Below are 23,983 nucleotides of genomic sequence, written 5' to 3'. Positions count from 1 at the left end.
TTGCTTATTAATTTAATACGCTACAAGTTTATCAACAGGGATTAACGATGATAGTGGGTACTGAGTTTCAAGGAGATTCTATTCGTATAGGAATGATCCAGCATGACAGCTACGGAGAAGCATTACGAATCATCATTGACTTTGCTATCGATAAGCATCGCCATGCCGAAAGGGTGGTTGATGTCCGTACAGAACTTAGTGACTTGCGAGATGAGCTGAATAGTTTTGATCATAGAACTTTGCAGTGGTTGCATGATCGTATGGCGGTTGCTTTTCGCATGGACTACTGTCTTAACGCAGATTTATTTACTTATAGTACGCCAGATCCACACACGCCTGCACAGACGGTGTCGTTTTGGCTTGATTTTTTAAGAAAAGAGCTTGCAAGGATGTTTTCTCATCACTTAGAGCTACCCCGATTGATACTTACTGCTGCGGCTTATCCAAACCCTGATAAGCGAGGGATGAAGGCAGAGGATGAGATTTATGAGCTGACTAGACGACTATATCCTGAAATGGAAATGAATCATTCTGAGGGTGAGAAAGGTACAGTCGATCTGTATCAAAGCAAACCCCAATATTAACAACATCACCTGAGAAAAGTGGATTTCATACCTCAGCCTTCTATGCTATACAAGTAATAGTATGTAGGGGTTTTTAGACTTATCAGAGTAAATAAATTAATGGTATATGGAGATGTTATTAATATTTTGAACACCATGGTTTTGGGGTACGTGCCATCTGCTAAGGTATAGTTTAAATTAATATTTGATCTATAGTTAGCTGAATGTAAAACTGTTATGGATTTAAACGCGCTACTGGTATAAATTTTACTTGCGTGCTGCGTTCCTAGAGGCTGCGCAAAATTCATCCCAGTAGCGCTATGACATTTTTAGAGTGTATCGACTACACTCTAGCATTGAACCATTCTTCGCTATCGATGTTAGTTTTAAAACTATACTTTAATAAAAATAAACATCAGATCAAAATTTTTTAAAATTATAATCTCTCAAGCTAATGTCTACGGATTTGACAGCAGAAGTCACTACTCAAAAAATCTATTTACCAAAACTCACAGGTGACGGTTTTATTTTTAGGGTTGTAAGTAGCCCCTCTTTTTTCCATCTCACCCCAGTATTCCATGGTTCGAGTTTGAAAGTTCGGCATAATGGTAGGTATAGTCGCAGTCGGTGCAAACTTTAAAACATTTTCACCACCTGATGACTCAGGTATAAAACTGAATTTATACTCCTCTAGAGGCTGACCGCGATAGGTAACGCCTTTGTTAAAAATAACCCGATATTCAGTGTATGGTTCACCTTTCTTCATTTTTACATCTTTTATCATATTTCGATATTCTGATAACCATTTCGCCTTCGGCTTTACAAAGTCTCCAGAGGCCTTTTGACCTCTAATACTCTCTATAAATGCTGTGTCTTTAGCAGCAATCTTTTTATAAGGCGGTTTTTCACCAGAACAAGCATCTTCCATCCAACCAAATACATGGACCATATCATTACTTTTATAGCTGCTGACACTTTTAGAAGAGTTAGGAGCAGCTAGAGTAATAGTAGATAGTAAAGATGCAGTCGTTAATAAGGCCAAAGAAGTTATAGATACGGATTTCATAAGTGCTCCAGTAGATAAATATAGGTAGTTAAAGTAGAGAGTAAAGAACGCATTATAGCCGAATAATTATTAGGAGATGCTGCTAATAAATTCATAAGGTACGCAGAAAGCAGTGTCTTTTTTGATGTACTTGAAACATTGTAAAACATCAGAAAAATTAGGACTTTTCTTTTCATAGCGACTTTCTATTTCTTTATCAGAAATTTTTTTAAATGTCTTATGATGTAAATTTATTATTTCAGCTGCTTTACCATTGACTGAGATACTTTTTTTTAAATTTTGGACGTTTCCATTTTTATCAAAATCAAACGTAGCATTATTGACGGTACGATAAGTACTACCATTAGGCAGTTTAAAATTTAGTTGGCTAATGGCATAACTCATGCTCCCTCCTACTGCACCATCGTAAGTACAAGACTTTGCAATAACCTTCTTCTTACTAATAGAGTCAACGATGGTGCATTTGGTGTTACCATTAATATCACCCATGCCGGCAATAGCATTAATAGAAAGTAATAACAATGGAGTAACCATCAGTGTTTTTTTGAGCTTCATGACTATATCCTTTTATGGTTTTTAATTTCAGACAAAGTAAATGATAGCCTTGCTGATGAGTTGATTATAGCGTCTGAAATACTGATTATTTTTCTAACCGATGAACGGTTGCCAATCGAATTTGAATTCCTAATGCATATCCCCGTTTTTAGTAGTTAAGGCTATTAGTCGGTTTCAGAGCTTAAGAGGTTAAGAACAAAAATAATAAAGTAAAAACCCAAACCCCAAGACCCCATCTTTGAGCTCATCATCTAGTAAAATTCTAAAAAATAATGACCTCTTAAAGCCATATCAATTGTGGCTTTAAGAAGTTTTTTTGTGTTTAAAATAATCTGAAATATCTAAAACTAGTAGCTATTCTCCAATTTTAAGCACCACAACGCTAAAGCGTTTAACACCTACGTTATTACTGGATAACATAAATTATATTCACTATTTTTATAAAAATGACGAAAAATAATAAAATTAAGGTTAGGCAAAAACTTGTCAATCCTATTAAGGATGATTTGTATGTACATTCGTATGCTAGAGTCTCTTTATGTGTTTGGCAGGGATTGAGACCTAAAACGTCTTATATCAAAATTCGACATTAATAGCGTCACATAAGAAAATTAAGTTTCATAGTCCAGCCCTATGCACTATATAAATAATAGAAGCTAGAAATAGAGATTAACTGCTAAGCTAGCAGTATGATTCACCTATGAAAAAGACATGTTTTAGCGAAAACCAAATCGCTAATGTATTAAAACAGGCATAACTCTAGTGGTCAACTAAGTTAGGAGCGCATATGGGTAGTTAAACCATAATTAACTATGTTACTAATACCTTGGAGCTGTCCTTCCATTCTGTTGGCGTAATACCAAACCAGCTTTTGAATTGTCGGCTAAAAACAGACAGCTCAGCATAACCCAGCTGAAAAGCCACGTCCGTTAGGCTGACGTCGCCAGTATTAATAATTCGCACTGCTTCCTTTTTTCGCACTTCCTCTAATAAGTCTCTGTAAGTAGTCCCTTCGTTTTTCAGTTGACGTTGGACTTTTTTGGGATGCTGTCCTACGCATAACGCAACATTTGCCATACTACAATCAGCAGTAGCTAGTAGCATCTTCATAGAGCTTTCTATCAAAAATATATCATCATGAGTACAGGTACTGTTTTCATTTTCTAGCTGTTGCACAATCAGTTGATTCACCAAATTATCTTCAAAGTAGTGCGGTTTGTAGCTTAAATAAACAGTAGAAAAATATATCGCATTCTTTTTGGTATTGAACTCGACCGGGCATCCTAATACTTGGGTTAATAACTTTTTTGATTGAGGTGATGGATTTTGTTTTAATCTTACTTTTTCTGGACGCCATTTTGGACCAATTAAATCTTTTAAAATATTATAAATTAAGCATATAGATAGCTGTGATTTCTGTGCTCTATCTATGTTCTGTGTATTTTGACGCACTACATCAAGCTCGCATAATTTATCAGAGACCTCATTGATCTGGAAAACAAAACTTTCAGCATGACTATAAATATATTTTTGTGCCACAAGTAATGCTTTGGCTATGTCAGTTTGTTTAGACATGTAGACGCCAATCAACCCTATCGTCTGGATACTCTGCTTGGCGCCAAGCTTTAAACCAAAACATTCCTCGTTACAGACAATCGCTGCCAGCTCTAATAAATTAATATATTTATCATGATCAATCAGAGAATTTGGTTCGCGTATCACAGAAGGTATTAAGCCTATCCTATCAAAGATATTTGTAGGGTCTTTTCCATAGCTGCGAACCAATTCTTCAAAACCGTTTAGACCTGCCGCTCTGATGTAGCTACCCATATCACCCTCTATTTTGTCTCAAGTAGTTAATTTAATGTCCTATATAATCAATTTTTTGTCCTAAAATGTCAAGAAGTGATAAGTAGGTTTTGCTACAGTAAATGAATAAAGATTCAACTTATCCATTAAAACCTCATTGAATCAACCTCATACCGGCTGTAAAAGGAAGTTTTTATGAAAGCCAACTTCGATTCTATTGACCTAGAAAGTCAATTACACGATTGCCTACAACAGCAAAAGAACTGTGCAACTATAGAAGGTATCGAAAGCATTGCAGTCAGAAAAGCGCATTTATTAAGTTTAAAGGCAATTATTAATGATCACCGTGAAGCATTAATTGAAGCCGTCAATCAGGACTATGGTAATCGTTCAAGACATGAGACTTTGCTAGCTGAAATTATTACGGCAACAGATGACATTAATAGCAGTATTAAACATTTAAAAAAATGGACCAAGGTACAAAAGCGCAAAGTGGACTTGAGCATGTACTTTGGTGCAAAAAATCGCCTGATCCCGCAACCTTTAGGCGTTGTTGGCTTAATAGTGCCATGGAATTTTCCTATTAATTTACTATTTTCTCAGCTTTCAGCCGTTTTTGCTGCTGGCAATAAAGCAATGGTCAAACTATCGGAGAACTCGCGTCACTTAGCTGCTTTATTGATTCAACTGATTCCGCAGTATTTCGAACCTGAAAAACTACAGATTTTTGACGAAACGGGCGGGGTAGGTGTTGCTTTCTCTAAGCTACCTTTTGATCATCTTATATTTACCGGTTCTGGCGCTACAGGCAAAAAGGTTATGGCAGCGGCGGCAGAGAATTTAACAGCAGTCACTTTAGAGCTAGGCGGTAAATCACCTGCGGTCATTGATCCCAATTATCCTTTGACAAAAGCAGTTGAGCGCCTCATGTTCGTCAAACAATTCAATGCTGGGCAAATCTGTACCACTATCGATTATTTATTTGTACATAAGTCACAAAAAGATCACTTTATCCAAGCGGCTAGTGAGTGGGTAGGAAAGCATGTCCCTGATATTCATCATAAAGACTATACCTCAATTATTGATGATCGCGCCTTTCAGCGTTTGTGCCACTGTGTGGAGGAAGCAGAAAATAAGGGCGCTACAGTCATCAACTTAAATAATCAACAAGCAGATAGCTCAGCGCGTAAATTTCCACTGACTTTGATTTTTGATAGTACTGATGAGATGGAAATTGATACTAGAGAGACCTTTGGTCCGATTCTGATGGTTAAGACTTATCTTCAGCCTGAAGAGGTCGTCACTTACATCGCTCAGCGCGATCGTCCGTTAGCCTTTTATCCGTTTAGCCAAGATAAAGCTCTAGTTAACTTTTATATCAATAACGTGATGTCTGGCGGCGTATCGGTAAATGATGCTTTATTTCATGTCGGTCAACATGACTTGCCGTTTGGCGGAGTTGGCGCTAGCGGTATGGGCCATTATCACGGTTACGAAGGATTTTTAAACTTCTCAAAGATGCGACCTGTATTTTATCAAGCTAGCTTTTCAAGCTTAAAGTTTTTGGCACCGCCCTACGGTAACCTTGCCGATCGAGTTCTGAAGTTTTTGACCCATGCCAAATCTTAGTGTAGAGAGCCATACTCAAATACAATCCTACACTTCAATCTTTAAATTATCGAAAAACTATCTGTATCAACTAAGTGACAAAACGCAAACTATTAAAGGAGTTAATAGCATGTTAAATAAGGATGTTAAACCACAGTCAGAGCCACATTTTGATTTTGATCAAATCATTATTGGTTCAGGGTTCGGCGGTTCTGTCAGTGCATTACGCCTAAGTGAAAAAGGTAATAGCGTGTTAGTCCTTGAAAAAGGATTGCGCCGAGAAGATCAGGATTTTCCCAAAACCAACTTAGATACCAAAAACTACCTATGGGTACCTGAATTAGGTATGCAAGGTACCTTGCAGATGAGTTTTACCAACAAAGTCACTGTCGTGCATGGTGTAGGCGTTGGCGGTGGATCGCAGATATATGCCAATGTACATCTTATCCCTGATGATGAAGTCTTTAAGTCTAAGGCTTGGACGCGGCTGCGTAGCGATTGGAAAGAGACGCTGTTACCATATTATGGCTTAGCACAGCGGATGCTTGGCACTGCCAAAAATACCTATACCAACATCGCTGATGATACCTTACAACAAGTCGGCCAAGAGATGGGGTACGGTGACAGCTACAAAACGGTCAACACTGGAGTATTCTTCCCGCTACCAGACGGTGAGAGAGGCAAGATTGTAAAAGACCCTTATTTCAATGGCGACGGTCCAGATCGTCGAACCTGTCAGTATTGTGGCAACTGCATTATTGGCTGTCGATATAACTCTAAAAATACCTTAATGAAGAATTATTTGTATTTTGCCGAGCGTAATGGCGTTGAGATACGCCCTAGTTCTGAAGTCGTCAAAATCATTCCGTTAAATTACGATGGTAGTGATGGCTATGAGCTTATTGTGAAAGAAACGCTTGGTAAAAAAGTGCGCCAGTATAAATTACGTAGCCGAGGGGTTGTGGTATCTGGCGGCGTCATGGGCACAGTGCCGTTGTTACTCAAAATGCGGGATAAATATAAAACGCTGCCAAACATCTCATCCGAATTAGGACAGGAGATTCGCACTAACTCTGAAACCTTAACCACTGCCAATGACACCCGTGAAAAAGTGGACGATGGAGTCGCTATTAGCTCATTTATATCTGTCGATGAAAATACCAATATGGAAGTCAATCGATTCCGAGAAGGCTCAGATGGTACTTGGCTATATGTGCCTTACGTGCCGATGGTCACAGGACCTAGGTTTATAAGGATTGTGAAGTTCTTGATTAATAGTTTAATTCATCCGTTAAAGACTGGCAGAATGCTGCGTCCAAAAGGCAAAGCTCGTAGTTCTATTTTGTTTTTGGTGATGCAAAAATCTGAGGCTTTTATTCATTTAGAGTGGCGACGCAAATGGTATCGCTTTTTTAAAAATGGCATTACTGCTGTACAAAAAGCCAATGACACCCCGTTGACAGTCTCTTTTCCATCAGCTGAAAAAGCAACTCGATTATATGCTGAAAAACTAGGCGGGGAACCAGGATCGTCATTGAGTGAAGTCCTACTAGGAACACCAACGACAGCGCACATCATGAGTGGGGTTTCAATGGGAACCGACGCTTCCAATGGTGTCGTAGATTTTTCAGGGGAGGTTTTCGGTTATAAAAATTTGCGAGTGCTCGATGGATCGATCATTCCAGGAAACCTAGGAGTTAACCCATCTTTGACCATTACCGCCCTCTCAGAGTTTGCCATGAGTCAGATTCCTGTGTTTTCGGAAGAAAAAGCTTCTAAGGTTAAACGTATTCAATTCAGTGAACCGCTTGTAGGACAAACCTCTCATATCAAAGGGATAGGAGATTTAGCAAGTGACTTAAACCGAGTAAAAGAAAAGGAGTTCGTATAATGATTAAGAAAATTTTAGTAGCCGCAATTTCGGGCACATTAATAATAGGGGCTGCACAAGCAGACGATAGTTTGAGTAGTAAACCTGCAAGTAAATTTACTATGCAGCAAAACTATGCCGTATTATCACAATTGCCATTTAATGACAAACAGGATTTTGAATTTGCTGCTAAAGGACTAATTGCAAAGCCTGAGTCGAAGCAAATAAAAAACGCAAAAGGAGAGGTTGTCTGGGATCTAGCGCAATTTGATTTTTTGGATCAAGGTAAGTTCATGGCTTCAATCAATCCAAGTCTACAACGTCAAGCCAAGCTCAATATGAACTATGGTCTCTTCAAGGTAACCGATCGAATTTATCAAGTTCGTGGTTTTGACCTGACCAATATTACATACATTCAAGGTGATACAGGTTGGATTGTTTTTGACCCACTAACCGTTCCAGAAACAGCAAAAGCCGCACATGCTTTGGTGACCAAGCATTTAGGAGATCGGCCAATTAAAGCCGTCGTTTATAGTCATGCTCATGTGGATCATTTTGGTGGAGTGGAAGGCATTATCAGCAAAAATCAGGTAGATAAAGGCGAGGTGCAAGTCATTGCACCACGTGATTTTATGGAGCATGTCGTTAAGGAAAGTGTACTTGCAGGCAATGCTATGGCGCGGCGTGGCTCATATCAATACGGCATCATGATACCTAAAAATCAATATGGCGTGGTGGATGCAGCTTTAGGTAAAGGAGTGCCTACTGGTTTGGTGGGTTTGATTGCGCCAACTTATATCGTAGAAAAAGATCAAGAAACTTTAAATATTGATGGTGTAGAAATGGTGTTCCAAAATACACCAAATACAGAGTCCCCATCAGAGATGAATACATGGTTCCCTCAGTTTAAAACCTTATGGATGGCAGAAAACACCGTCGCAGGTATGCATAACTTGTACACCATACGTGGCGCAGCAGCTCGGGATGCCTCTATGTGGAGTAAAAGCATCAACGTTGCATTACAAAAATTTGGGGTGAAGGCGGATGTGTTAATGGCTTCCCATCATTGGCCGCGTTGGGGTAAAGAAAATATTGTGAAGTACATGGAAAAGCAACGTGACATGTATGGTTATTTGCATGATCAGAGCCTACATTTAGCAAATAGTGGGGTAACAATTAACGAAATTCATAACGAATTTAAGATGCCTAAAGCTTTGGACCAAGAGTGGTATAACCGCGGTTATCACGGTTCAGTCAGTCATAATGTGCGAGGTGTAGTCAATAAATATATAGGTTATTACGACGGTAATCCAGCTACCCTAAACAAACTCAGTCCAGAAGAGGCAGGTAAGAACTATGTGGCTTTGGCGGGTGGTGGTGAAGCGTTATTAAGAAAAGCGAAAGTGGCTTTTGACCGTGGTGAGTATCGCTGGGTTGCAGAACTGATGAATCATTTAGTATTTGCAGAGCCTGACAACATAAAAGCAAAATCCTTACAAGCAGACACTTTGGAACAACTAGGCTATCAGGCTGAAAGTGCAGGATGGCGAAATGCTTATCTATCGGCAGCTTATGAATTACGTCATGGTGTGCCTAAAGAGGTCAAAACGACTCAAGTTGGTCCAGACCTCGTAATAGCGATGGATACAGAGTTGGTATTTGACTACATGGGTGTGCGCTTAAATGCTGAGCGTGCGCTAGACCAAGCGTTTAAAATCAACTTTGTACTGCCAGATCGCAATGAAAAGATCGCCTTAGAATTAAAGAATTCACATTTAAATGTGATGGCTAATACTCAAGCACCTGATGCTGATTTGACTCTCACTTTAAATCGTGAAGATTTTAATAAATTGTTAATAAAAACAGCCTCTTTTGAGACGTTAGTGGCACAGGGGAAAGTACAGCACCAAGGTGATTTAAAATTGGTTCAGCAGTTTTTCTCTATGCTAGATGACTTTGAGTATGGGTTTAATCTGGCAACACCTTAATAAGGTGAAAAATAACTTAAGTTCACTAATAAAATTTAGATAGTTCATAGTAATGGTTTTCGTAAAGTGATATTTATCAGCTTTTCATGGGTATGTTCATAGCTGTTTTTTAAACTGCTTTGTAGTATTGAGCGAAGCACTTTATTACAGCAGATAATATCAAATGGCTGATTGTTATTTGAAATAAGGATATTTTATATGTTAGGAAATATGATGTTTAAACCGCTGCTGATTAGCAGTTTAATTGAACATGCTGCACACTACCATGGCGATACAAAGATTTTTTCTAAAGAGGTGGATGGTCACATCGTTGAAACCACATGGCTAGAAATTTCTAAAAATGCAAAAAGGTATGCAAATGCATTAAAAAGTCTAAACCTACAACCGAATGATAGAGTAGCTACAATAGCATGGAACAACCATCGTCATCTAGAATCTTGGTATGCAATTTCTGGCTCAGGTATGATATGTCATACTATTAACCCACGCCTATTTCCTGAGCAATTGACGTATATTATTAATGACGCGAATGATAAGGTTTTAATGTTTGATAAGACATTTGTGGCTTTAATTGCATCTATCCAAGAAGAGATTCCAAACGTCCAACACTTTGTTTGTATGAGCGAAGCAGATCCTGAGATCACTAAGGTTTTGCCAGGCGTAAAATTCTATGATGAGTTAGTTGCAGCACAAAAAGCAAGTTTTGAGTGGCCTGAGTTTGATGAAAATACAGCAAGTTCATTATGTTATACCTCTGGAACTACAGGGAACCCAAAAGGAATTTTATATTCACATCGATCAACGGTTCTACATAGTTTTGTAACCTGCTTCCCTGATACTATTAGTTTATCTTCACGCGAAATTGTCCTTCCCGTAGTTCCGATGTTCCATGTAAATGCATGGGGTATTCCCTATGCATCTGCAATGGTTGGATGTAGCTTAGTACTACCAGGGCCAGATTTAGATGGCAAAAGCTTAGTTGAACTCATTGATCGTTATGACATTACTATGGCTTTGGGTGTACCAACGATTTGGCAAGGGCTTTTAACATATGCTCGAACTTCAGCTACCAAGCTTAAGAGTTTAACAAGAACTGTCGTGGGTGGTTCTTCTTGTCCACCATCAATTATTTCAGAATTTAAGGATCGCTATGCTTGTGACACTATTCATGCATGGGGAATGACTGAAACAAGTCCGCTAGGTACGATTAATCAGTTGAAGGCAAAGCATGGTGAATTGTCTGAAGATGAACAGCTTAAGATCCGTTTATCTCAAGGGCGCCCACCTTTTGGTGTTTCTATCCGTATTACAGACGAAGAAAATGGAACTAATCGTTTAGCTGAGGATGGACGACAGACAGGACACCTACAGATTAAAGGACATTGGATTATTGAGCATTATTATAACAAAGATATGGCCTTACTAACTGAAGACGGTTGGTTTGATACAGGCGATATCGCTTCAATCGATAGTGATGGTTATCTCAGTTTAAGTGATCGTGCCAAAGACTTAATCAAATCAGGAGGTGAGTGGATTTCATCTGCTGAACTTGAAAATATTGCATTAGAACATCCAGGAGTTGCGATGGCAGCTGTAATTGCTGCTGTGCATCCGAAATGGGATGAACGCCCAGTTTTAATTGTAAAAAAACATAGCGAGAATCAAGCTACAGAAGAATGCGTTCTGCAGGTTTATCAGGGAAAAATTGCTAAATGGCAGATACCTGACAAGGTTATCTTTGTTGATGAAATTCCAATTAGCGGTACTGGAAAAATGGTAAAAAAGGATTTACGTGAGAAGTATAGTCGAATTTTATTTGAATAGCTAAGAGGCATGAAACTCCAAGTTTAACCTTCTCAGCTAATAAAAGTATAAAAATCAACAACCTCTTAAAGCTATATTCTTTATAGTTTCAAGAGGTTTTTTTATGCCTAAAATAATACTAACTACTTAATAATACTAATTATTTTATGATATTAAGACCGCAATAATAAAGCGTTTGACACCTAAGTGTTCATTAGATAACATGAATTATATTCACTATTTTTGTAAAAAAGATGAAAAATAATAAACTTAAGGTTGGGCAAAAGCTTGCCAATCCTAGTAAGGATGATTTGTATGTACATCCGTATGCTAGAGCCGCGTTATGTGTTTGGCAGAGATTGAGACCTAAAACGACTTATATCAATACGAAGTTTTTGGATAACTTCTACCGTCCACCACTGCGCTTGGTTGATGGAGGAAGCGGTACTTTCTATTTCTTTAATGATTTCCAAAGAGTCGATCAGGTCTTAAGGTTCGAGAATAATAGGGATTATCCATGCTTGATAATCCCTGAAAGTATTAAAGACGTTCAGCAGCTCGCATGGATGGAGGTCATAGACTTGATGTTCTTGAAAGGCATTCATCATCCTGATTTGTTTAAAGCGCTTAAAAGCACTGCACCTCAAAGTGTAATATGTCAGCTTATGGGGGTTAGGCAACTGACTGTAAGGGAGTATTGCCATTTTGCAGGTATTAGCCAGAGTAGTTATGAATATCGCCAATGTAAGTTTGCACTAGAAGAGCGTGTTCTAGGTATTCCTCAAAGTATGAGCTGGTTGAGTGGTGCACCCTAATGAATATAAAGCAGTTTGATAACAGCGAATTACAGAGGGTTTTAGATCATCTAGTGCCACTTGATTCACCGTACTGTATAAAAGTACAAACCTTGATTATTAATACTCTTTATATTAATCCAGGCTTCTGCCTACATATTGGTAAGCAGGCCAACATAGATATGCCAGTATTTGCATCGTCTGAATGTGAAGCTATTGCCAGGGAAGTCGTCAAAGAGAAAAAGATCGAGGCTTGGGCAGTCACTTATATGCTGGTCTTGTTTTACCAGATGTATGGCCAAGCACGTAGGGATGATGAAGCATGGCAGTTTATGAGTGCATATCTGCAGATAATTATAATGATTGCTATACGTAAGGATGAGCACTCTGCCAAAGTCAGTCAGCTAAGTGTGCGTCTAAGGATGGGGTTAAAGGACAATAACCCACAGTCTGAGATTGTTAAAAAACTGTTTGATATCCATGCTCAACGTGCTTCACTGAAGAATGCACTAGAAGCATTACGCGTATATGAAGCTAAGATAAGAAGTGATGAAGAGTCAGGCAAAGTGGTTAATCAAAAGTTGGCGGGTAAAATTGGTCAAATAAGACTTGCCTATGAAGTGATTGCAGATAATAAAGCGTTTGTGGGTAAAACCTATACCAACTCACAAAACAATAAATTTAGCAAAGAACACACTAATAAGCGATACCTTGATTGTACTGATGAACCATTAAGAGCAACAGTATTCGGCAAACCCCATAAAAATGATAACGTGGCGGACGCTGAAAATACTGCTGATGATGACCCGCCTGCGCTTCTAGACAATGACTTTAAGCCTTCCAGGACAACCGCTAAATCCTCAGAATTACAGCAATGGAAGCTAAAAAACAACTATCGACATGCCCGCCGTAACCAGTTTTATTTTCCTACTAATTTACGTCAGCTAAGTCTACTGAGCTATCAGATGTTATTTGCTCGGGTGTGGCAGATTTTTGGCGTTGTCAGCTATAAACAGCGTCGGGTTTATGCCGTTATATTACTATCAATGCTAAGTGGTCGGAAGGTCCAAGACGTGATTTATGAGCTGGCGTTGGATAAAAGTCAGCGCAAGTGGTTGAGTCATGAGAGCGGTTCGGCTGCTGATAGTTATGCTATGAGTAATACTATTAACGTAACTTCAAATCGTAGAAGCCACTTATTGCCACATCGTCAAAGCCATGATAATGAATTTAAATTACCTCTGCCAGCGAGGCTACAAGCAGTTATTGAAAATAAGTTTTCGGTGGATGGCGATGAAGTGTCTGAAGTGCTGGCAAGCTTGAAAGTGCAACTAGAGCTACCGGTGTTATCAAATCAGCATATTGACGCTTGTTTATATACAGTTATAAAGAATGAGCTGCAAGAGTCATTACATGCCGACATGATTACTGGAGTTGATGTGAAACACAGCTCGCCCTTGTACTACACCAGTATTGAGACAATAAGCTTAGAGAAGACTTACTACAGCGCCATACAACTATTGACCGAATACTGTACTGCGGACAGCCAAGGTGAGCTGCGACAGCTTAGTATGTCTAGCACGAAAAGCAATCGTTATAAAAAATATATTGGTAGTGACATGACTTTAAATATTGATATCTGCCAAAGATTTTTTGATGAGCTTGCTGAAGCAACTGAGAGTTATAACGGTCGATTAAAGCGGAACGTAAGCATAAGGCAGGACCGTTATATTGAGCAGTTCAATGCTTATGGTATCTGGCTATGGCATATCATCTTTATTCAGACTGGGATTAGACCCGTAAAGCACGCACCTGGGCTTTTAAATCAGTTTGACTTTAGGCAGCGGCTGTTATGGGTATCGGATAAAGAAGAACGTCAGGGACAAGGGCAGGGAAGGCTTATTCCTCTTAGTGATTTCTTAATCATAGCGATTCAAAATTATATTGAATATATCAAGCAATTTGCGGTCATGCATAATTCTATATATCCCAATGATCAATTTCCTATAAATAACATTTTGAACTCTAGTCAGCCACTCATTCAGCTATTTAGCCAAAATCCAAAAGGCTTTACCGGTATTACGCCTAGTAAGGTTCGCTATCAGATAAAACACTTTTTTAGTCATCAAGATAATTGGCTTAGACATCAATTACGCTCACTACTAACGAATAAGTCTCCTGAGCATTTGATCTGCGCCCTATATGGTCATGAACATCCAGATCAGGAGGCTATGCATCCCATGTCGTCATTATCCATTAATGAGCTAAAAGCGTTATCCGCTGACTTAGAGAAAGTTGCAGTTGAGCTTAATCTACGACAAGTTGAGGTGAATATATATGGATAATGCCGTTGCTCATCAGTTAAGAGAAGAAAATAAAAGCAAAAGTCATGAGAGTATCAAAAATGAGGCGAAAGTTTTGATAGCGTCTTATGTTGATGACAATCACATACCCACAGGAACAGACCTAACTGAATACTATCAAACCATTGGTAGCATACTTGAGGTGCATTTTGATACTGCGCATAGCTATCACTTAGCCAGACAAGGATTTTTAGAATACATACGGAGTTATAACAAAGCTCATGAACTGAGTATGGATGAACCAGTTGTGCCAGTCATAGCAGAGCGTGATCATTTAACAATATCCTATGATTGGATGGTAAGTGGTGCTCAAGTAAGCCTTGCTAGCCAGCAAATAATTGAGATATGGCAACGGAAAAGAAGGTTCTCAAACAATGATTTGATTGAGTCAGTGCTCTACTGTAGCGTGATGTATGGGGGATTGAATGACATAGATGTGTTAAAAGCACTGTATCAATGGCTCCTAGGCGAACGTGACATATATCAATTGCAGCTACCAGCAACTGATGAATTACCAGATTCAGGTGTCAGCAGCGAGAGTTTGGCGCTAATCTTGCTCAGTATTGATGATGACAATTACGGTTGTTCTTATACGCAAAGTCATACCTCAGAGGATGTATCTGCTACAAGCTTACAGCGCTATGTAGAGTACATACCTGATGATATGACACTTTGCTTTTTATACGCGCTAAAAGATAAAAAGTTAAAAAAAGAAAATGTGAAGTCGTTTGAAACCATTATCAGTGATATTTGTAAGAAGCTAAAACTACAAAATAAAGATAAAAGTAAACCGCATTTATCACAGTTAATCTTAGATTAACACATGAAGTGCAATACCAAATGCAAGGTGAAAAAAAGACCTAGATGCGCTAGCATCAAAGTTTTTATCCACCGACCAAAGTGAGATTGCAACCATGAGCTATACACATCTAAGGCTATCTTCTTAACGGCTTCTGCTTTAAATTCGTCACTGTAGGTTCTTACTTTCTTGGTCATGGTAAACTCCGATTAATACGCTTAGTTTACCAAGTTTACCTCTACGGTTTCTTCAGCATAGCTCAGTAAGTACCGAGAGCAAGGTCTTGGAGACCAGCAAATCGCTATTAAGCTACTAAAGCGCAAAGACAATATAGGTAAAAATCTGCAAACAGCAATTGAAAGGTATCAAGAGGCAGGGTCGCAAACACCCCTTGAAGATGTTATGGGGATATTTGATTTGAACCCTAGTCGTGCACCCGGCAGCCGTGTTGCAGGTCAATCAAACCCAAACGCCTCAATAGGCGATAAGCTAAGCTCGTACGCAACCAGCGCAGCAATGGGATTGGCAGATTCTTATTCTGGTATTTGGCAAATGAACAAGCAATTTGGTGATAAGGCTAACAGCGTCGCTAATAGCGTGCTTGGAACAAACCTTGATACCAACGCAGCAGAGCGGTATAACAAACAGTATCAGCAAGCAAATTTAGCCACAGACGGTGCGCGTTCGGTTGCAGGTCGCACTGGCGGTGACTGGGTGCGCGGCGGCGCTGAGATTGCAGCAACATTGCCAATCTATGCGGCAGGTCGAGGTGCTACGATCGGCGCTCGAATGGCCGACCAGGGTGTGAGAGGTGCAGCGGTTGGTGCAGCTCAATATGCAGAAAACACAGACGACAGGTTGTTAAATATGGGCGTAGGTGCAGCAGGTGGCGCTATCGGGCAAGGTGTCGGTGAAAAGGTCGCTGGAGCAGTAGGCAAGGGTGTAACGAAGGCTGTTAACGCCAAACGTGGCAATCTTGCCCCAGCTTACAAAGAAATTGACGATCTCGGCAAGCAGTTTGATGTTAGAACGTCAGTGGGTGATATCAAGGGTGGCGGCGTTATTAAGAACACAGAAACGCATCTCGAGCGCATACCAATAGTAGGTATGGGCAAGTTTAGAGAGGGGCAACACAGTCAAGCGAAGGCTGCATCACGTAAAATCACCGGTAAACTTAAAGCTGTTATGGCTGACACAGACTACAAAGCATTGCCAACTATCAGACAAGCAGCCGCAGCAGGTGATAGAAACGCAGCGCGTGTGCTGAACATCGTTGAGACAGCAGGTGACGACACAGGGCGCGTACTACAGGCGAGCGCAGAGGTTCGCGCATTCCGTGAGAGCAAGATTGCATCAAAACTTTACGACAAGGTTGATGAAGCGGTCGCAGCGAGTGGTAATGATATTGTTACGCCTACCAATACGCAGTCAGCACTAACAAAAACGCTTGATAAACAAGCGGCATCCTTATCGCCTGATGATGTTATTGTTCGAGAGCTTACAGACATTCAAAGGAATCTTGCTGATACTTCAAAACCTAAAAATTTTGCCAATATGCGTCAATTACGATCAAGACTTGGTAGTCTCTCAAGTGAGCTAGGGATAAGCGGCAAAGGCGCGGCATCAAAAACTATGGGGGATTTACGCCAAGCAGTTGATGACGATATTGCAGAGTTTGCACTAAACTCAGGCAACACGGCTATCAAGAAGGCATATCAACGCGCAGACAAGTTCTACAAAAACGCTATGAAGCGTGCGGACAAGGCTATTGCCAATGCAATGGATAGTAATAAGCCTGATGAGATTTACAAAGCATTTATTAAAACAGGTCAAGGCGATAGAGCTAACAACTTCTATCAAGCATTAGACCCAAAAGGACAAGCAGCGTTACGCTTTGCTATGGCAGATGAGGCTATCAATAAAGCCACGAATGAAAGCACAGGTAGTTTTAGCCCTGCTAACTTCGCAAAAGAGTTTGAGCGATTGAGCGATCCGTATAGCAATATATTTAAAGGCGATGATAAGAAACAAATGGACGGACTTGTTAAGCTCATGCGTCATATCGAGCGAGCAGGTCAGTACAAAGAAAATCCACCAACAGGAGTAAGACTGACTGATATTGCTATGGTTGGTGGTGTTATGTCCAATCCAATAGGAACCGCAAAAATTGCAGGGATGGCAGCACTAGCTAAAACGCTACTAACCACCAACGCAGGCAAAAACCTACTGCTAGCAGCTAACAAACTACCGGAAAACAAACAAGTTGCATTGGATAATCTACTAAAGATGGCAGCTAAACTGTCAGCGGCGGCAGGTGCCAAGACAGGTCAAGAAGCTAATAACAGTGTAGCAGGCACGAAAATTGCCAATAATGCACCGTTAACATCGTTCTAATTACTTGTTAGATATAAATTGCTTAAAGCACTTTAGTTTGGTTATAGTGCTTTTCAGGCATTATATTTTAACTACTACGCTGGAGAATAGATTGAAGTCATTTTTAGTAAGACTATTTCAAGTCCTATGGATTATTGGATTCGCAGTTGTGTTAGGTGGTATTTTTGCCAATATTGCATCCTACAATGAATTGCCGGCCGCGGTGTTCGGTGCATGTGTATGGCTCATTTTCTTTGCAGTAATTCAATACTTACTTTTTGCTACTCTTGATCCTAGGGCCCTATTCGATGGCAGCATAGTACCTAACAATAAAGGCGGTATTACTAGAAGGTCTTTTGCTATTGGTATTGCTACTAGCTTGGCATTGGTAGTAATAAGCGGCGTTATAACTAAGCTATATCTTACCTATCAAGATAATCAAAAACTTGAAGCTGGTAGTGATATTGATTTTTACAGCGAAATACTTACAGAAAGTACCTACCGCCATGACTTTACAGATTGCTACTACACTGAAGAGGACAAACCAAAGAAAGCTGATGTGCAGCAGATAGCTAGAAACTTAGAAAATCAAGGTGTTGTTGGATTGAATATACTCGTAGAAATAGCAGATCGTAACGACAAAATAGGCGAAGCCTTTCGGTGTGCAATTAGGGAAGATATGAGTATTGATGAAATGGCAACGATAGCCGGCATTGATTACTAATGAATCAACCGCACCCTAAGAACCAAAACCCACCCGCTAATCGGTGGGTTTTTTCAATTATATGTTCTCCTAATCGATCAACTGGCACCCTAGTTAGGATGCGAACTCACCCCAACTAGGATGGCAGCCCGCTAAGCTTTTAGCATACTGATAACTCAAATCAACGCCAAGTAACGGCATGACACAGGAGTTAGCAATATGCTAAATGTATCAAACAATCCGCAAAGCTCAACCCAGTTACATCCGCAAGGGCAGACGCGCATTAAGACAGCGGCATCCTTAGTAGGTGTTCATCATCAGACACTTCGCCGATGGTGGAAAGCTGACAAGTTCCCAAGACCGATTGATATCAACGGCATTCTATTATTTAGAAACGCCGATCTACTAGCATGGCTTGAACGCCAACACTCAGCTAGCAAGGGGGCTTAATCATGACTACTACAGCCACCGCCCCAGTGACCAACCAGCCAGCACCTAAAACACAGATTGACACTGTTAGAGCGCACCTGATGACAGGGGCAACAATCACTACTTGGGATGCTTACCGGCTTTATCAAATCACATGCCTAGCGCAGCGCATTCATGATCTAAGAACTGCAGGGCTAATTATTCAAAGCGAAATAGTCACGCACAATGACAAGCGTTTTTCAGTCTATTGGCTTGATGAACAGACATTACTTGAAAGCGAACTATCTAACAGCGAGGTGAACCCATGAGCCAGTCAAACGATGTATTAGAACCGCGCCTAGTAGCAGTGGATAGCTATTACTTGTCTGTCATTAATGACCGCATACAAGACCTATCAAATGATGCTGAGAGCCTATCAATGGCACTTAGCGCGATCAGCACCGATGATGATGCAAGCCGTGGCGTAATAGTCGCTATACGGGCTGCCTTACTCGCTAACAGTGAACTGGCAACCATTCTAAGCGAGCAGATGGACGGGCTTATCTTACTGCCTGAGCTGGAGGTAACAGACCATGAGTGATAACGACCTAGTGAATGAAGTTATGGACAGGTTAAAAGGTGAAGGATTTTTGATGATAGCTGATGAATTTATAGATCAGTTAATCATTACTTTACATGCCAATGTGACCGCCATTAATAGTCTGACTAAGATGGTAGAAGTAGAAAATAAAATGCTAGCTCTACGCGGTTCACTACCTACAGGTAGCAGACAAGTGGACTCACTCAAAGGGCTATCCAAACGCATAGCAGAAATAGCGTTCAACGTGGAAGGGGTAAGAGATGAGCAAAGATAACAAAAACGACCTAACATTCTGTGACGTGGAGTACGATAGCCAGAATGGCACGAATTTGAGCCTTTATCATACGAATTTGAGTGTAAATAGCCAAAATTTGAGCCTAAATGACAGGAATTCGAGTGTTAATGGCAGTGTTATGAATATGTCCGCTAAATCAGAAAAACTCGCTAAATATCGACGCAGATTGAGTCATAAAAAAAAGGATGTAACAGGGGCGATTACCCATTTTTTTATGAAACAAGCCGTTGCAACTGATGATAACAGCGGTTATCATAACCACACTACTAAACTAATAGCGGTTAAGCCAAGCCGTCATTCATTGGCTATTTTTGTGCCTAAAACTTGCCTGACTACTAATCAGCAAGCTACTACGGGCATGAATAAAAATACGTCTGTCTTTATACAGGCACGTCATATATTTAGCGCCGTCACTGGTGCGAACATCTATGACGGGTTGATAGAGCCTAATACAAAAGCCTTTACGGTAAATAAGCTCAACCGTCTATTAGCGGTAGTTAAGACCCGTCACCCTATTTTTATGGGTGACAACAAACTAACTAATCTAATAGGAGGGCATAATCATGCCTAATTCAATCCGTACGACCTCAAACACTCAAACCCCTACTAACAGCACACCAGCCACATTCAAGGCAGGTGACAGCGTTCTATGCCCATCTGTAGGCAATGGCACTTATCAGCTATTCAATGATAAAGAATACGGCTGTTTAGGCTTTACCACCAACGGCAAAACATACCATTACCGCAATGACGGCAAAGTAAGCCGCAATGATGCCGCCCCGTCATTATTCCATGACACGCCAGCCAACCGCCAAGCCATTAACGCGCTGTATGGCAGCCAGCACAGCATAAAAACAATAGATTGCACCGATGCAGACGATAACGAAGTTATCTTAATGTCGTCTTGCATGTTGTCCGATACCGCTTGTGACGTTTCTGGCGCTGCTGAGGTCATGCACGATATTGGTCAGCTACTCTACTTAATTTACAACGAGAACATCTCCTCTAATCAAGTTAAGTCAATGGCGCGCCTTGTACACGACACTACCGATAGATGGTATAGCATTCTTAACTACCGACTTGATGCGCTCAACAAGCCATTAGAACAAACTGGTTTTGGCAAGGTAGAGGGTTAAGACTATGAAAACTATCAATCAGTTAAGACAAGAATATATCGATAGCAAAATGGGCGAACAAACCCACTTAGATTGGTTCGATGCTTTATTCACTACTATCAAAGATGATCTTAGAAGTGGTGATATTCACAAAGCGCAAAAACTTGCAGACATAGGGCAATATTTAGCACAAGACTTTCAGCATTATTCTGAAGATGAGCTGGCTGGCCTAATTGCTGAAAAGGAGGGTTTATGAAGACTTACCCACCGAAGCAAAGCCGTAAGCACGCTAAGCGCAAAAGCTACTACAAGAAGTACAGAGCCACGCGCCAGCCGAACCACACGCAGGCAAGGGGGGCTAGATGACCACCACACTACAAACAAACACCCATGAAAAAGCCCGCGCATTGAGCGCAGGCTTAGACATGATAGGTCGTTTTAATGCAGCCACACGGCAAGGGCTGGCAGATGACAATATATTGCTTAATCTTTATAACCTATGTGAGCAGTTAGGCATACAAGACAGGCTATTGCACCTTGATAGTGATATTACCATAACCACAGGCATTGATACAGGTAAGAGAGAGCTGACAGAGAACACGATAGGGCTAGTATTAAACAACAATCAAGATCAACCCGTCACGCTTGCCAGTGTCACACCTAACAGCACTCAAAAGCCGATTATCATTGATCGTATGCAGCCGTCAGCTTTCATCATTGGTACGTTAGACAGTAGCAAAGAGATTATAGCGATTGATAACTTAAATGATGCTGTCACGCTTGCTTATTATCTTATGGCGGATAACGTCACGCTACTGGTGAGCCTTGATAAGCTGCTATTTAATGGCATTGTCAGCCATTTTGCCGAAGCCTATCCCGTGACTATCTTTACCACCTTAGACGAGAAAGACAAAGCGTGTCACCCGTTTAAAGGTGCAAACGTCAAAGGGGTTATTACTGGCGCTAGAACTCTCTTAGAGCATTTAGAATATGGCGAGCTTAGCTATAGAGAGATATTAACCCTTGATGATACAACCATACTCGATCTACAAGCTGAGATATGGGGCGAGCCTGAACCCTTAGCCAATGATCCAAGCAAGCCGACACCATACCCTATTAACGCATTCACAGGACTGCTAAGACGGGTTATTGAGTTAGTGGCATATTATGCACAAGTACCGCTTGCCATGGCAGGGCAATGCGTTTTAGGCGCACTGGCACACATGGGGCAACGCTTCATTGATGCACCGATGGGGCACGGTCACATGCCCGCCAGTCTTATTCTAATCACAGAGGGCGAAAGCGGTAGCGGCAAAACGCAAGCAATGGGTTTAACTCACTTCAAGATCAAAGAGTATGAGCGCCAACAATATGCCAGCTACTTAGACGATGTGGCAGCATGGGAAAGTGACAAGGCTAGTTTGAAGGGCAAGGAGTTATCAGAGTTTTTAGATGACAACCCAAAGCCCTACAATCCTAAGACTATGTTTGACGATGCAACCATTGAGCCAATACTAGATAGGTTTGTCGCTGGAGAAATGAGCAACGCTAGTCTATCCACTGATGAAGCAGGTCAATACTTTAACGGTCATACTATGACGGGTGACACCGCAGGCAGTGCCCTATCTGCAATCACTAAGCTATATAGTGATGGTGAAGTATCAAGGTTAAGATCGCAAAAGTCCGCCTATGCCACACCGCAAACAGATGCCCATAACGTGCGTATGACTCTATTACTACAGGGGCAACGCATTATATTAGAGAAGGCACTAACTGATCCTTTAATGAATGGGCAAGGCTTTTTAGCCCGTGCCTTGATTGCTTGCCCTGAGGACTTGCGCGGTCATCGAGTATGGGACGATGAAAAGCGCAGGAATGACAGCCCGTATGATAATCCTGATTTAATCGCCTACTGGTCACGCTGTCAGAGCTTACTTGACCCATTGCCAGCCCATCTACCAAACGACAGCACAGGCACACCACAGCGCATAAAAATGCAATGGGCAGAGGGTGCAGAGCAGACCTTTTATAAGCACATGCAGACGATAGAGAACCGCCAAGCACAGGGGCAGGCATTAGAGTATCTAAAAGCGTATGCCTCACGTATGGCAGAGAATGCGAGCCGTATAGCGTCATTAATGGCATTCTTTGAGGGGCGCAAGGAGATCACTACTGATGATATTGCCCGCGCTTTTATGCTTGTAGAATACTCAACCAGCGAGCGCCTACGCTACCTTGATGCAACGCCTACAGGTGAGCAGAACGACAGTGAGAAGCTAAGCAGCTGGCTAGTGGATAAAGCGAGGGGTAAGAAGCCGCCTATCTTGAATAAGTCGTTTGTGTCGCAGAATGCACCCAATGCCCTAAGAGGTAAGAAGCTTAACGGCTTGCTTGATGATCTCGAAAGCATGGGGCATATTAGGTTAGAGAATGACGGGCGCAGGCGCTTAGTTTTAATTAATCCAAAGCTAATTATTGATGAATAGCTAACCTTAGCTACCCTAAAAAGCTGCTAAACTTGCTAAACTTCATCTAGCCCTTGCCAGTCAAGGGCTTAACTTTAGGTAGGGCGCTGCTAAGCATTGCTAAACTTGCTAAACTTTAGCTAAGAATGGCTAACTTTAGCGGAACTATAGCAACTTTAGCAGCACCTTAGCAGGTGCAATCTAAGCTACAGGCTATAGCTGATAAGGCTTACGGGAACTTTAGCAACTTTAGCGACTTTTTACAGGTATAAAACTATATTGGCAGGCGTTTAGCGTCTGCCTTTTTTATAGTGTAAAGATACACCCTTGCTTAGATTTCAAATCCGACCATCTACCCATGACAGCCCGCGCCAATGGCTCAAATATCTGTGACAAATCAGTTTTCCGACTGCCAGCATGTTAATAAATGTTAAGGTTTATCTAGGTTTTCGGACACGTTAGGCGATCAATACCAAGCCCTTTTTATAATGCTCAACAACCTAAGGAAACCCTAAGGTTTTAGATGCGCCCAGTTTTGAGCCTATCTCATGCAAAGGCTAGTTTTCGGACACGTTAGAACCCTTAGATTAACACACCAAGTGCAACGCTAATTAATATTATAGAACGCCTGCATAGGCGTTTTAAACCCTAATCGTTTTCTTGGTCTGTTGTTTAGTTTGTTCTCAATGTCCTGTATTTCATTATCAGAGACTTGTCTAAAGTCACAACCCTTAGGCAAGTACTCTCTGATAAGGCCATTGGTATTCTCGTTGGTTCCTCGCTGCCATGACGCATAAGCATCGGC

22 protein-coding genes are annotated in these 23,983 nt (G+C 40.9%); 18 read left to right on the top strand and 4 right to left on the bottom strand.

Translation table 11 applies throughout. The features are described 5' to 3' along the window. Nucleotides 1-47: 47 nt before the first annotated feature. A complete protein-coding gene (locus HL061_RS02830; protein ID WP_223334636.1) occupies nt 48-584 on the top strand; it encodes a hypothetical protein in 537 nt (178 codons plus the stop codon). A gap of 478 nt (nt 585-1,062) precedes the next feature. Here HL061_RS02830 and HL061_RS02825 read toward each other — a convergent pair whose 3' ends face one another. The 3 genes from HL061_RS02825 to HL061_RS02815 form a co-directional block, all read right to left on the bottom strand. Further along, nucleotides 1,063-1,629, bottom strand: coding sequence for a hypothetical protein (locus tag HL061_RS02825; RefSeq protein ID WP_252962495.1), 567 nt, complete (start codon nt 1,627-1,629; stop codon nt 1,063-1,065). Nucleotides 1,630-1,698: 69 nt separating this feature from the next. Then, nucleotides 1,699-2,184 carry a hypothetical protein gene (locus HL061_RS02820; protein ID WP_252962494.1) on the bottom strand — a complete coding sequence of 162 codons (486 nt, stop codon included), beginning with the start codon at nt 2,182-2,184 and terminating at the stop codon, nt 1,699-1,701. An 810-nt stretch (nt 2,185-2,994) separates the two neighbouring features. Beyond that, the gene (locus HL061_RS02815; protein ID WP_252962493.1) at nt 2,995-4,014 is read right to left on the bottom strand and encodes an AraC family transcriptional regulator; all 1,020 of its coding nucleotides are present in this window, start codon (nt 4,012-4,014) and stop codon (nt 2,995-2,997) included. A 174-nt stretch (nt 4,015-4,188) separates the two neighbouring features. Here HL061_RS02815 and HL061_RS02810 point away from each other — a divergent pair, with 174 nt between their 5' ends. From HL061_RS02810 to HL061_RS02730, 17 genes are all read left to right on the top strand, one after another. Next, nucleotides 4,189-5,622 carry a coniferyl aldehyde dehydrogenase gene (locus HL061_RS02810; RefSeq protein ID WP_252962492.1) on the top strand — a complete coding sequence of 478 codons (1,434 nt, stop codon included), beginning with the start codon at nt 4,189-4,191 and terminating at the stop codon, nt 5,620-5,622. A gap of 109 nt (nt 5,623-5,731) precedes the next feature. Continuing rightward, nucleotides 5,732-7,492, top strand: a complete 1,761-nt coding sequence (locus HL061_RS02805) for a GMC oxidoreductase (RefSeq protein WP_071001756.1) — start codon at nt 5,732-5,734, stop codon at nt 7,490-7,492. Then, complete coding sequence (locus HL061_RS02800) at nt 7,492-9,459, top strand: alkyl sulfatase dimerization domain-containing protein (RefSeq protein WP_071001755.1); 1,968 nt, start codon at nt 7,492-7,494, stop codon at nt 9,457-9,459. The genes HL061_RS02805 and HL061_RS02800 overlap by 1 nt, the downstream gene beginning before the upstream one ends. A gap of 198 nt (nt 9,460-9,657) precedes the next feature. Next, nucleotides 9,658-11,283 (top strand): long-chain-fatty-acid--CoA ligase, encoded by a 1,626-nt coding sequence (locus HL061_RS02795; protein ID WP_071001754.1) that lies wholly within the window; start codon nt 9,658-9,660, stop codon nt 11,281-11,283. Nucleotides 11,284-11,516: 233 nt separating this feature from the next. Beyond that, nucleotides 11,517-12,077, top strand: coding sequence for a hypothetical protein (locus HL061_RS02790; RefSeq protein ID WP_071001753.1), 561 nt, complete (start codon nt 11,517-11,519; stop codon nt 12,075-12,077). 161 nt (nt 12,078-12,238) lie between these two features. Then, complete coding sequence (locus HL061_RS02785; RefSeq protein WP_156770956.1) at nt 12,239-14,401, top strand: hypothetical protein; 2,163 nt, start codon at nt 12,239-12,241, stop codon at nt 14,399-14,401. After that, the gene (locus HL061_RS02780; protein ID WP_252962491.1) at nt 14,394-15,239 is read left to right on the top strand and encodes a hypothetical protein; all 846 of its coding nucleotides are present in this window, start codon (nt 14,394-14,396) and stop codon (nt 15,237-15,239) included. The genes HL061_RS02785 and HL061_RS02780 overlap by 8 nt, the downstream gene beginning before the upstream one ends. A 396-nt stretch (nt 15,240-15,635) precedes the next feature. Next, nucleotides 15,636-17,612, top strand: a complete 1,977-nt coding sequence (locus HL061_RS02775) for a hypothetical protein (protein WP_252962490.1) — start codon at nt 15,636-15,638, stop codon at nt 17,610-17,612. A 148-nt stretch (nt 17,613-17,760) separates the two neighbouring features. Beyond that, complete coding sequence (locus HL061_RS02770; RefSeq protein WP_240365796.1) at nt 17,761-18,315, top strand: hypothetical protein; 555 nt, start codon at nt 17,761-17,763, stop codon at nt 18,313-18,315. 198 nt (nt 18,316-18,513) lie between these two features. Beyond that, nucleotides 18,514-18,744 carry a helix-turn-helix domain-containing protein gene (locus HL061_RS02765; RefSeq protein ID WP_240365797.1) on the top strand — a complete coding sequence of 77 codons (231 nt, stop codon included), beginning with the start codon at nt 18,514-18,516 and terminating at the stop codon, nt 18,742-18,744. A 2-nt stretch (nt 18,745-18,746) separates the two neighbouring features. Next, the gene (locus HL061_RS02760) at nt 18,747-19,031 is read left to right on the top strand and encodes a helix-turn-helix domain-containing protein (protein WP_240365798.1); all 285 of its coding nucleotides are present in this window, start codon (nt 18,747-18,749) and stop codon (nt 19,029-19,031) included. Continuing rightward, on the top strand, nt 19,028-19,303 hold the full coding sequence (locus HL061_RS02755) for a hypothetical protein (protein WP_240365799.1): 276 nt from the start codon (nt 19,028-19,030) through the stop codon (nt 19,301-19,303). The genes HL061_RS02760 and HL061_RS02755 overlap by 4 nt, the downstream gene beginning before the upstream one ends. Beyond that, nucleotides 19,296-19,577: a hypothetical protein gene (locus HL061_RS02750; RefSeq protein WP_252962489.1), complete on the top strand. Its 282-nt coding sequence runs from the start codon at nt 19,296-19,298 to the stop codon at nt 19,575-19,577. Before HL061_RS02755 ends, HL061_RS02750 begins: the two co-directional genes overlap by 8 nt. Continuing rightward, nucleotides 19,564-20,169 carry a hypothetical protein gene (locus HL061_RS02745; protein ID WP_252962488.1) on the top strand — a complete coding sequence of 202 codons (606 nt, stop codon included), beginning with the start codon at nt 19,564-19,566 and terminating at the stop codon, nt 20,167-20,169. The genes HL061_RS02750 and HL061_RS02745 overlap by 14 nt, the downstream gene beginning before the upstream one ends. Continuing rightward, nucleotides 20,162-20,734 (top strand): hypothetical protein, encoded by a 573-nt coding sequence (locus tag HL061_RS02740; protein WP_252962487.1) that lies wholly within the window; start codon nt 20,162-20,164, stop codon nt 20,732-20,734. Before HL061_RS02745 ends, HL061_RS02740 begins: the two co-directional genes overlap by 8 nt. 4 nt (nt 20,735-20,738) lie before the next feature. Then, on the top strand, nt 20,739-20,969 hold the full coding sequence (locus HL061_RS02735) for a hypothetical protein (RefSeq protein WP_252962486.1): 231 nt from the start codon (nt 20,739-20,741) through the stop codon (nt 20,967-20,969). A 106-nt stretch (nt 20,970-21,075) separates the two neighbouring features. Further along, the gene (locus HL061_RS02730) at nt 21,076-23,199 is read left to right on the top strand and encodes a DUF3987 domain-containing protein (RefSeq protein ID WP_252962485.1); all 2,124 of its coding nucleotides are present in this window, start codon (nt 21,076-21,078) and stop codon (nt 23,197-23,199) included. 586 nt (nt 23,200-23,785) lie between these two features. Here the strand turns inward: HL061_RS02730 and HL061_RS02725 are convergent. Beyond that, nucleotides 23,786-23,983 (bottom strand): IS30 family transposase (locus HL061_RS02725; protein WP_252962484.1); only part of this gene is annotated, 198 nt, incomplete at its 5' end.

This window comes from Psychrobacter sp. PSP, from assembly GCF_024085615.1.
Lineage (GTDB): Bacteria > Pseudomonadota > Gammaproteobacteria > Pseudomonadales > Moraxellaceae > Psychrobacter > Psychrobacter pacificensis.
Note: the sequence above shows the minus strand (reverse complement) of the source record. Positions and strands in the feature narration are given on the sequence as shown.

What these genes read in the sequence shown, in the direction of transcription:
- HL061_RS02745 (WP_252962488.1), top strand. Translation starts at nt 19,564, where the DNA reads ATGAGCAAAGATAACAAAAACGACCTAACATTCTGTGACGTGGAGTAC.
- HL061_RS02765 (WP_240365797.1), top strand. Translation starts at nt 18,514, where the DNA reads ATGCTAAATGTATCAAACAATCCGCAAAGCTCAACCCAGTTACATCCG.
- HL061_RS02815 (WP_252962493.1), bottom strand. Translation starts at nt 4,014, where the DNA reads ATGGGTAGCTACATCAGAGCGGCAGGTCTAAACGGTTTTGAAGAATTG.
- HL061_RS02810 (WP_252962492.1), top strand. Translation starts at nt 4,189, where the DNA reads ATGAAAGCCAACTTCGATTCTATTGACCTAGAAAGTCAATTACACGAT.
- HL061_RS02830 (WP_223334636.1), top strand. Translation starts at nt 48, where the DNA reads ATGATAGTGGGTACTGAGTTTCAAGGAGATTCTATTCGTATAGGAATG.
- HL061_RS02785 (WP_156770956.1), top strand. Translation starts at nt 12,239, where the DNA reads ATGCCAGTATTTGCATCGTCTGAATGTGAAGCTATTGCCAGGGAAGTC.
- HL061_RS02825 (WP_252962495.1), bottom strand. Translation starts at nt 1,629, where the DNA reads ATGAAATCCGTATCTATAACTTCTTTGGCCTTATTAACGACTGCATCT.
- HL061_RS02800 (WP_071001755.1), top strand. Translation starts at nt 7,492, where the DNA reads ATGATTAAGAAAATTTTAGTAGCCGCAATTTCGGGCACATTAATAATA.
- HL061_RS02750 (WP_252962489.1), top strand. Translation starts at nt 19,296, where the DNA reads ATGAGTGATAACGACCTAGTGAATGAAGTTATGGACAGGTTAAAAGGT.
- HL061_RS02730 (WP_252962485.1), top strand. Translation starts at nt 21,076, where the DNA reads ATGACCACCACACTACAAACAAACACCCATGAAAAAGCCCGCGCATTG.
- HL061_RS02755 (WP_240365799.1), top strand. Translation starts at nt 19,028, where the DNA reads ATGAGCCAGTCAAACGATGTATTAGAACCGCGCCTAGTAGCAGTGGAT.
- HL061_RS02760 (WP_240365798.1), top strand. Translation starts at nt 18,747, where the DNA reads ATGACTACTACAGCCACCGCCCCAGTGACCAACCAGCCAGCACCTAAA.
- HL061_RS02820 (WP_252962494.1), bottom strand. Translation starts at nt 2,184, where the DNA reads ATGAAGCTCAAAAAAACACTGATGGTTACTCCATTGTTATTACTTTCT.
- HL061_RS02795 (WP_071001754.1), top strand. Translation starts at nt 9,658, where the DNA reads ATGTTAGGAAATATGATGTTTAAACCGCTGCTGATTAGCAGTTTAATT.
- HL061_RS02790 (WP_071001753.1), top strand. Translation starts at nt 11,517, where the DNA reads ATGAAAAATAATAAACTTAAGGTTGGGCAAAAGCTTGCCAATCCTAGT.
- HL061_RS02735 (WP_252962486.1), top strand. Translation starts at nt 20,739, where the DNA reads ATGAAAACTATCAATCAGTTAAGACAAGAATATATCGATAGCAAAATG.
- HL061_RS02805 (WP_071001756.1), top strand. Translation starts at nt 5,732, where the DNA reads ATGTTAAATAAGGATGTTAAACCACAGTCAGAGCCACATTTTGATTTT.
- HL061_RS02780 (WP_252962491.1), top strand. Translation starts at nt 14,394, where the DNA reads ATGGATAATGCCGTTGCTCATCAGTTAAGAGAAGAAAATAAAAGCAAA.
- HL061_RS02740 (WP_252962487.1), top strand. Translation starts at nt 20,162, where the DNA reads ATGCCTAATTCAATCCGTACGACCTCAAACACTCAAACCCCTACTAAC.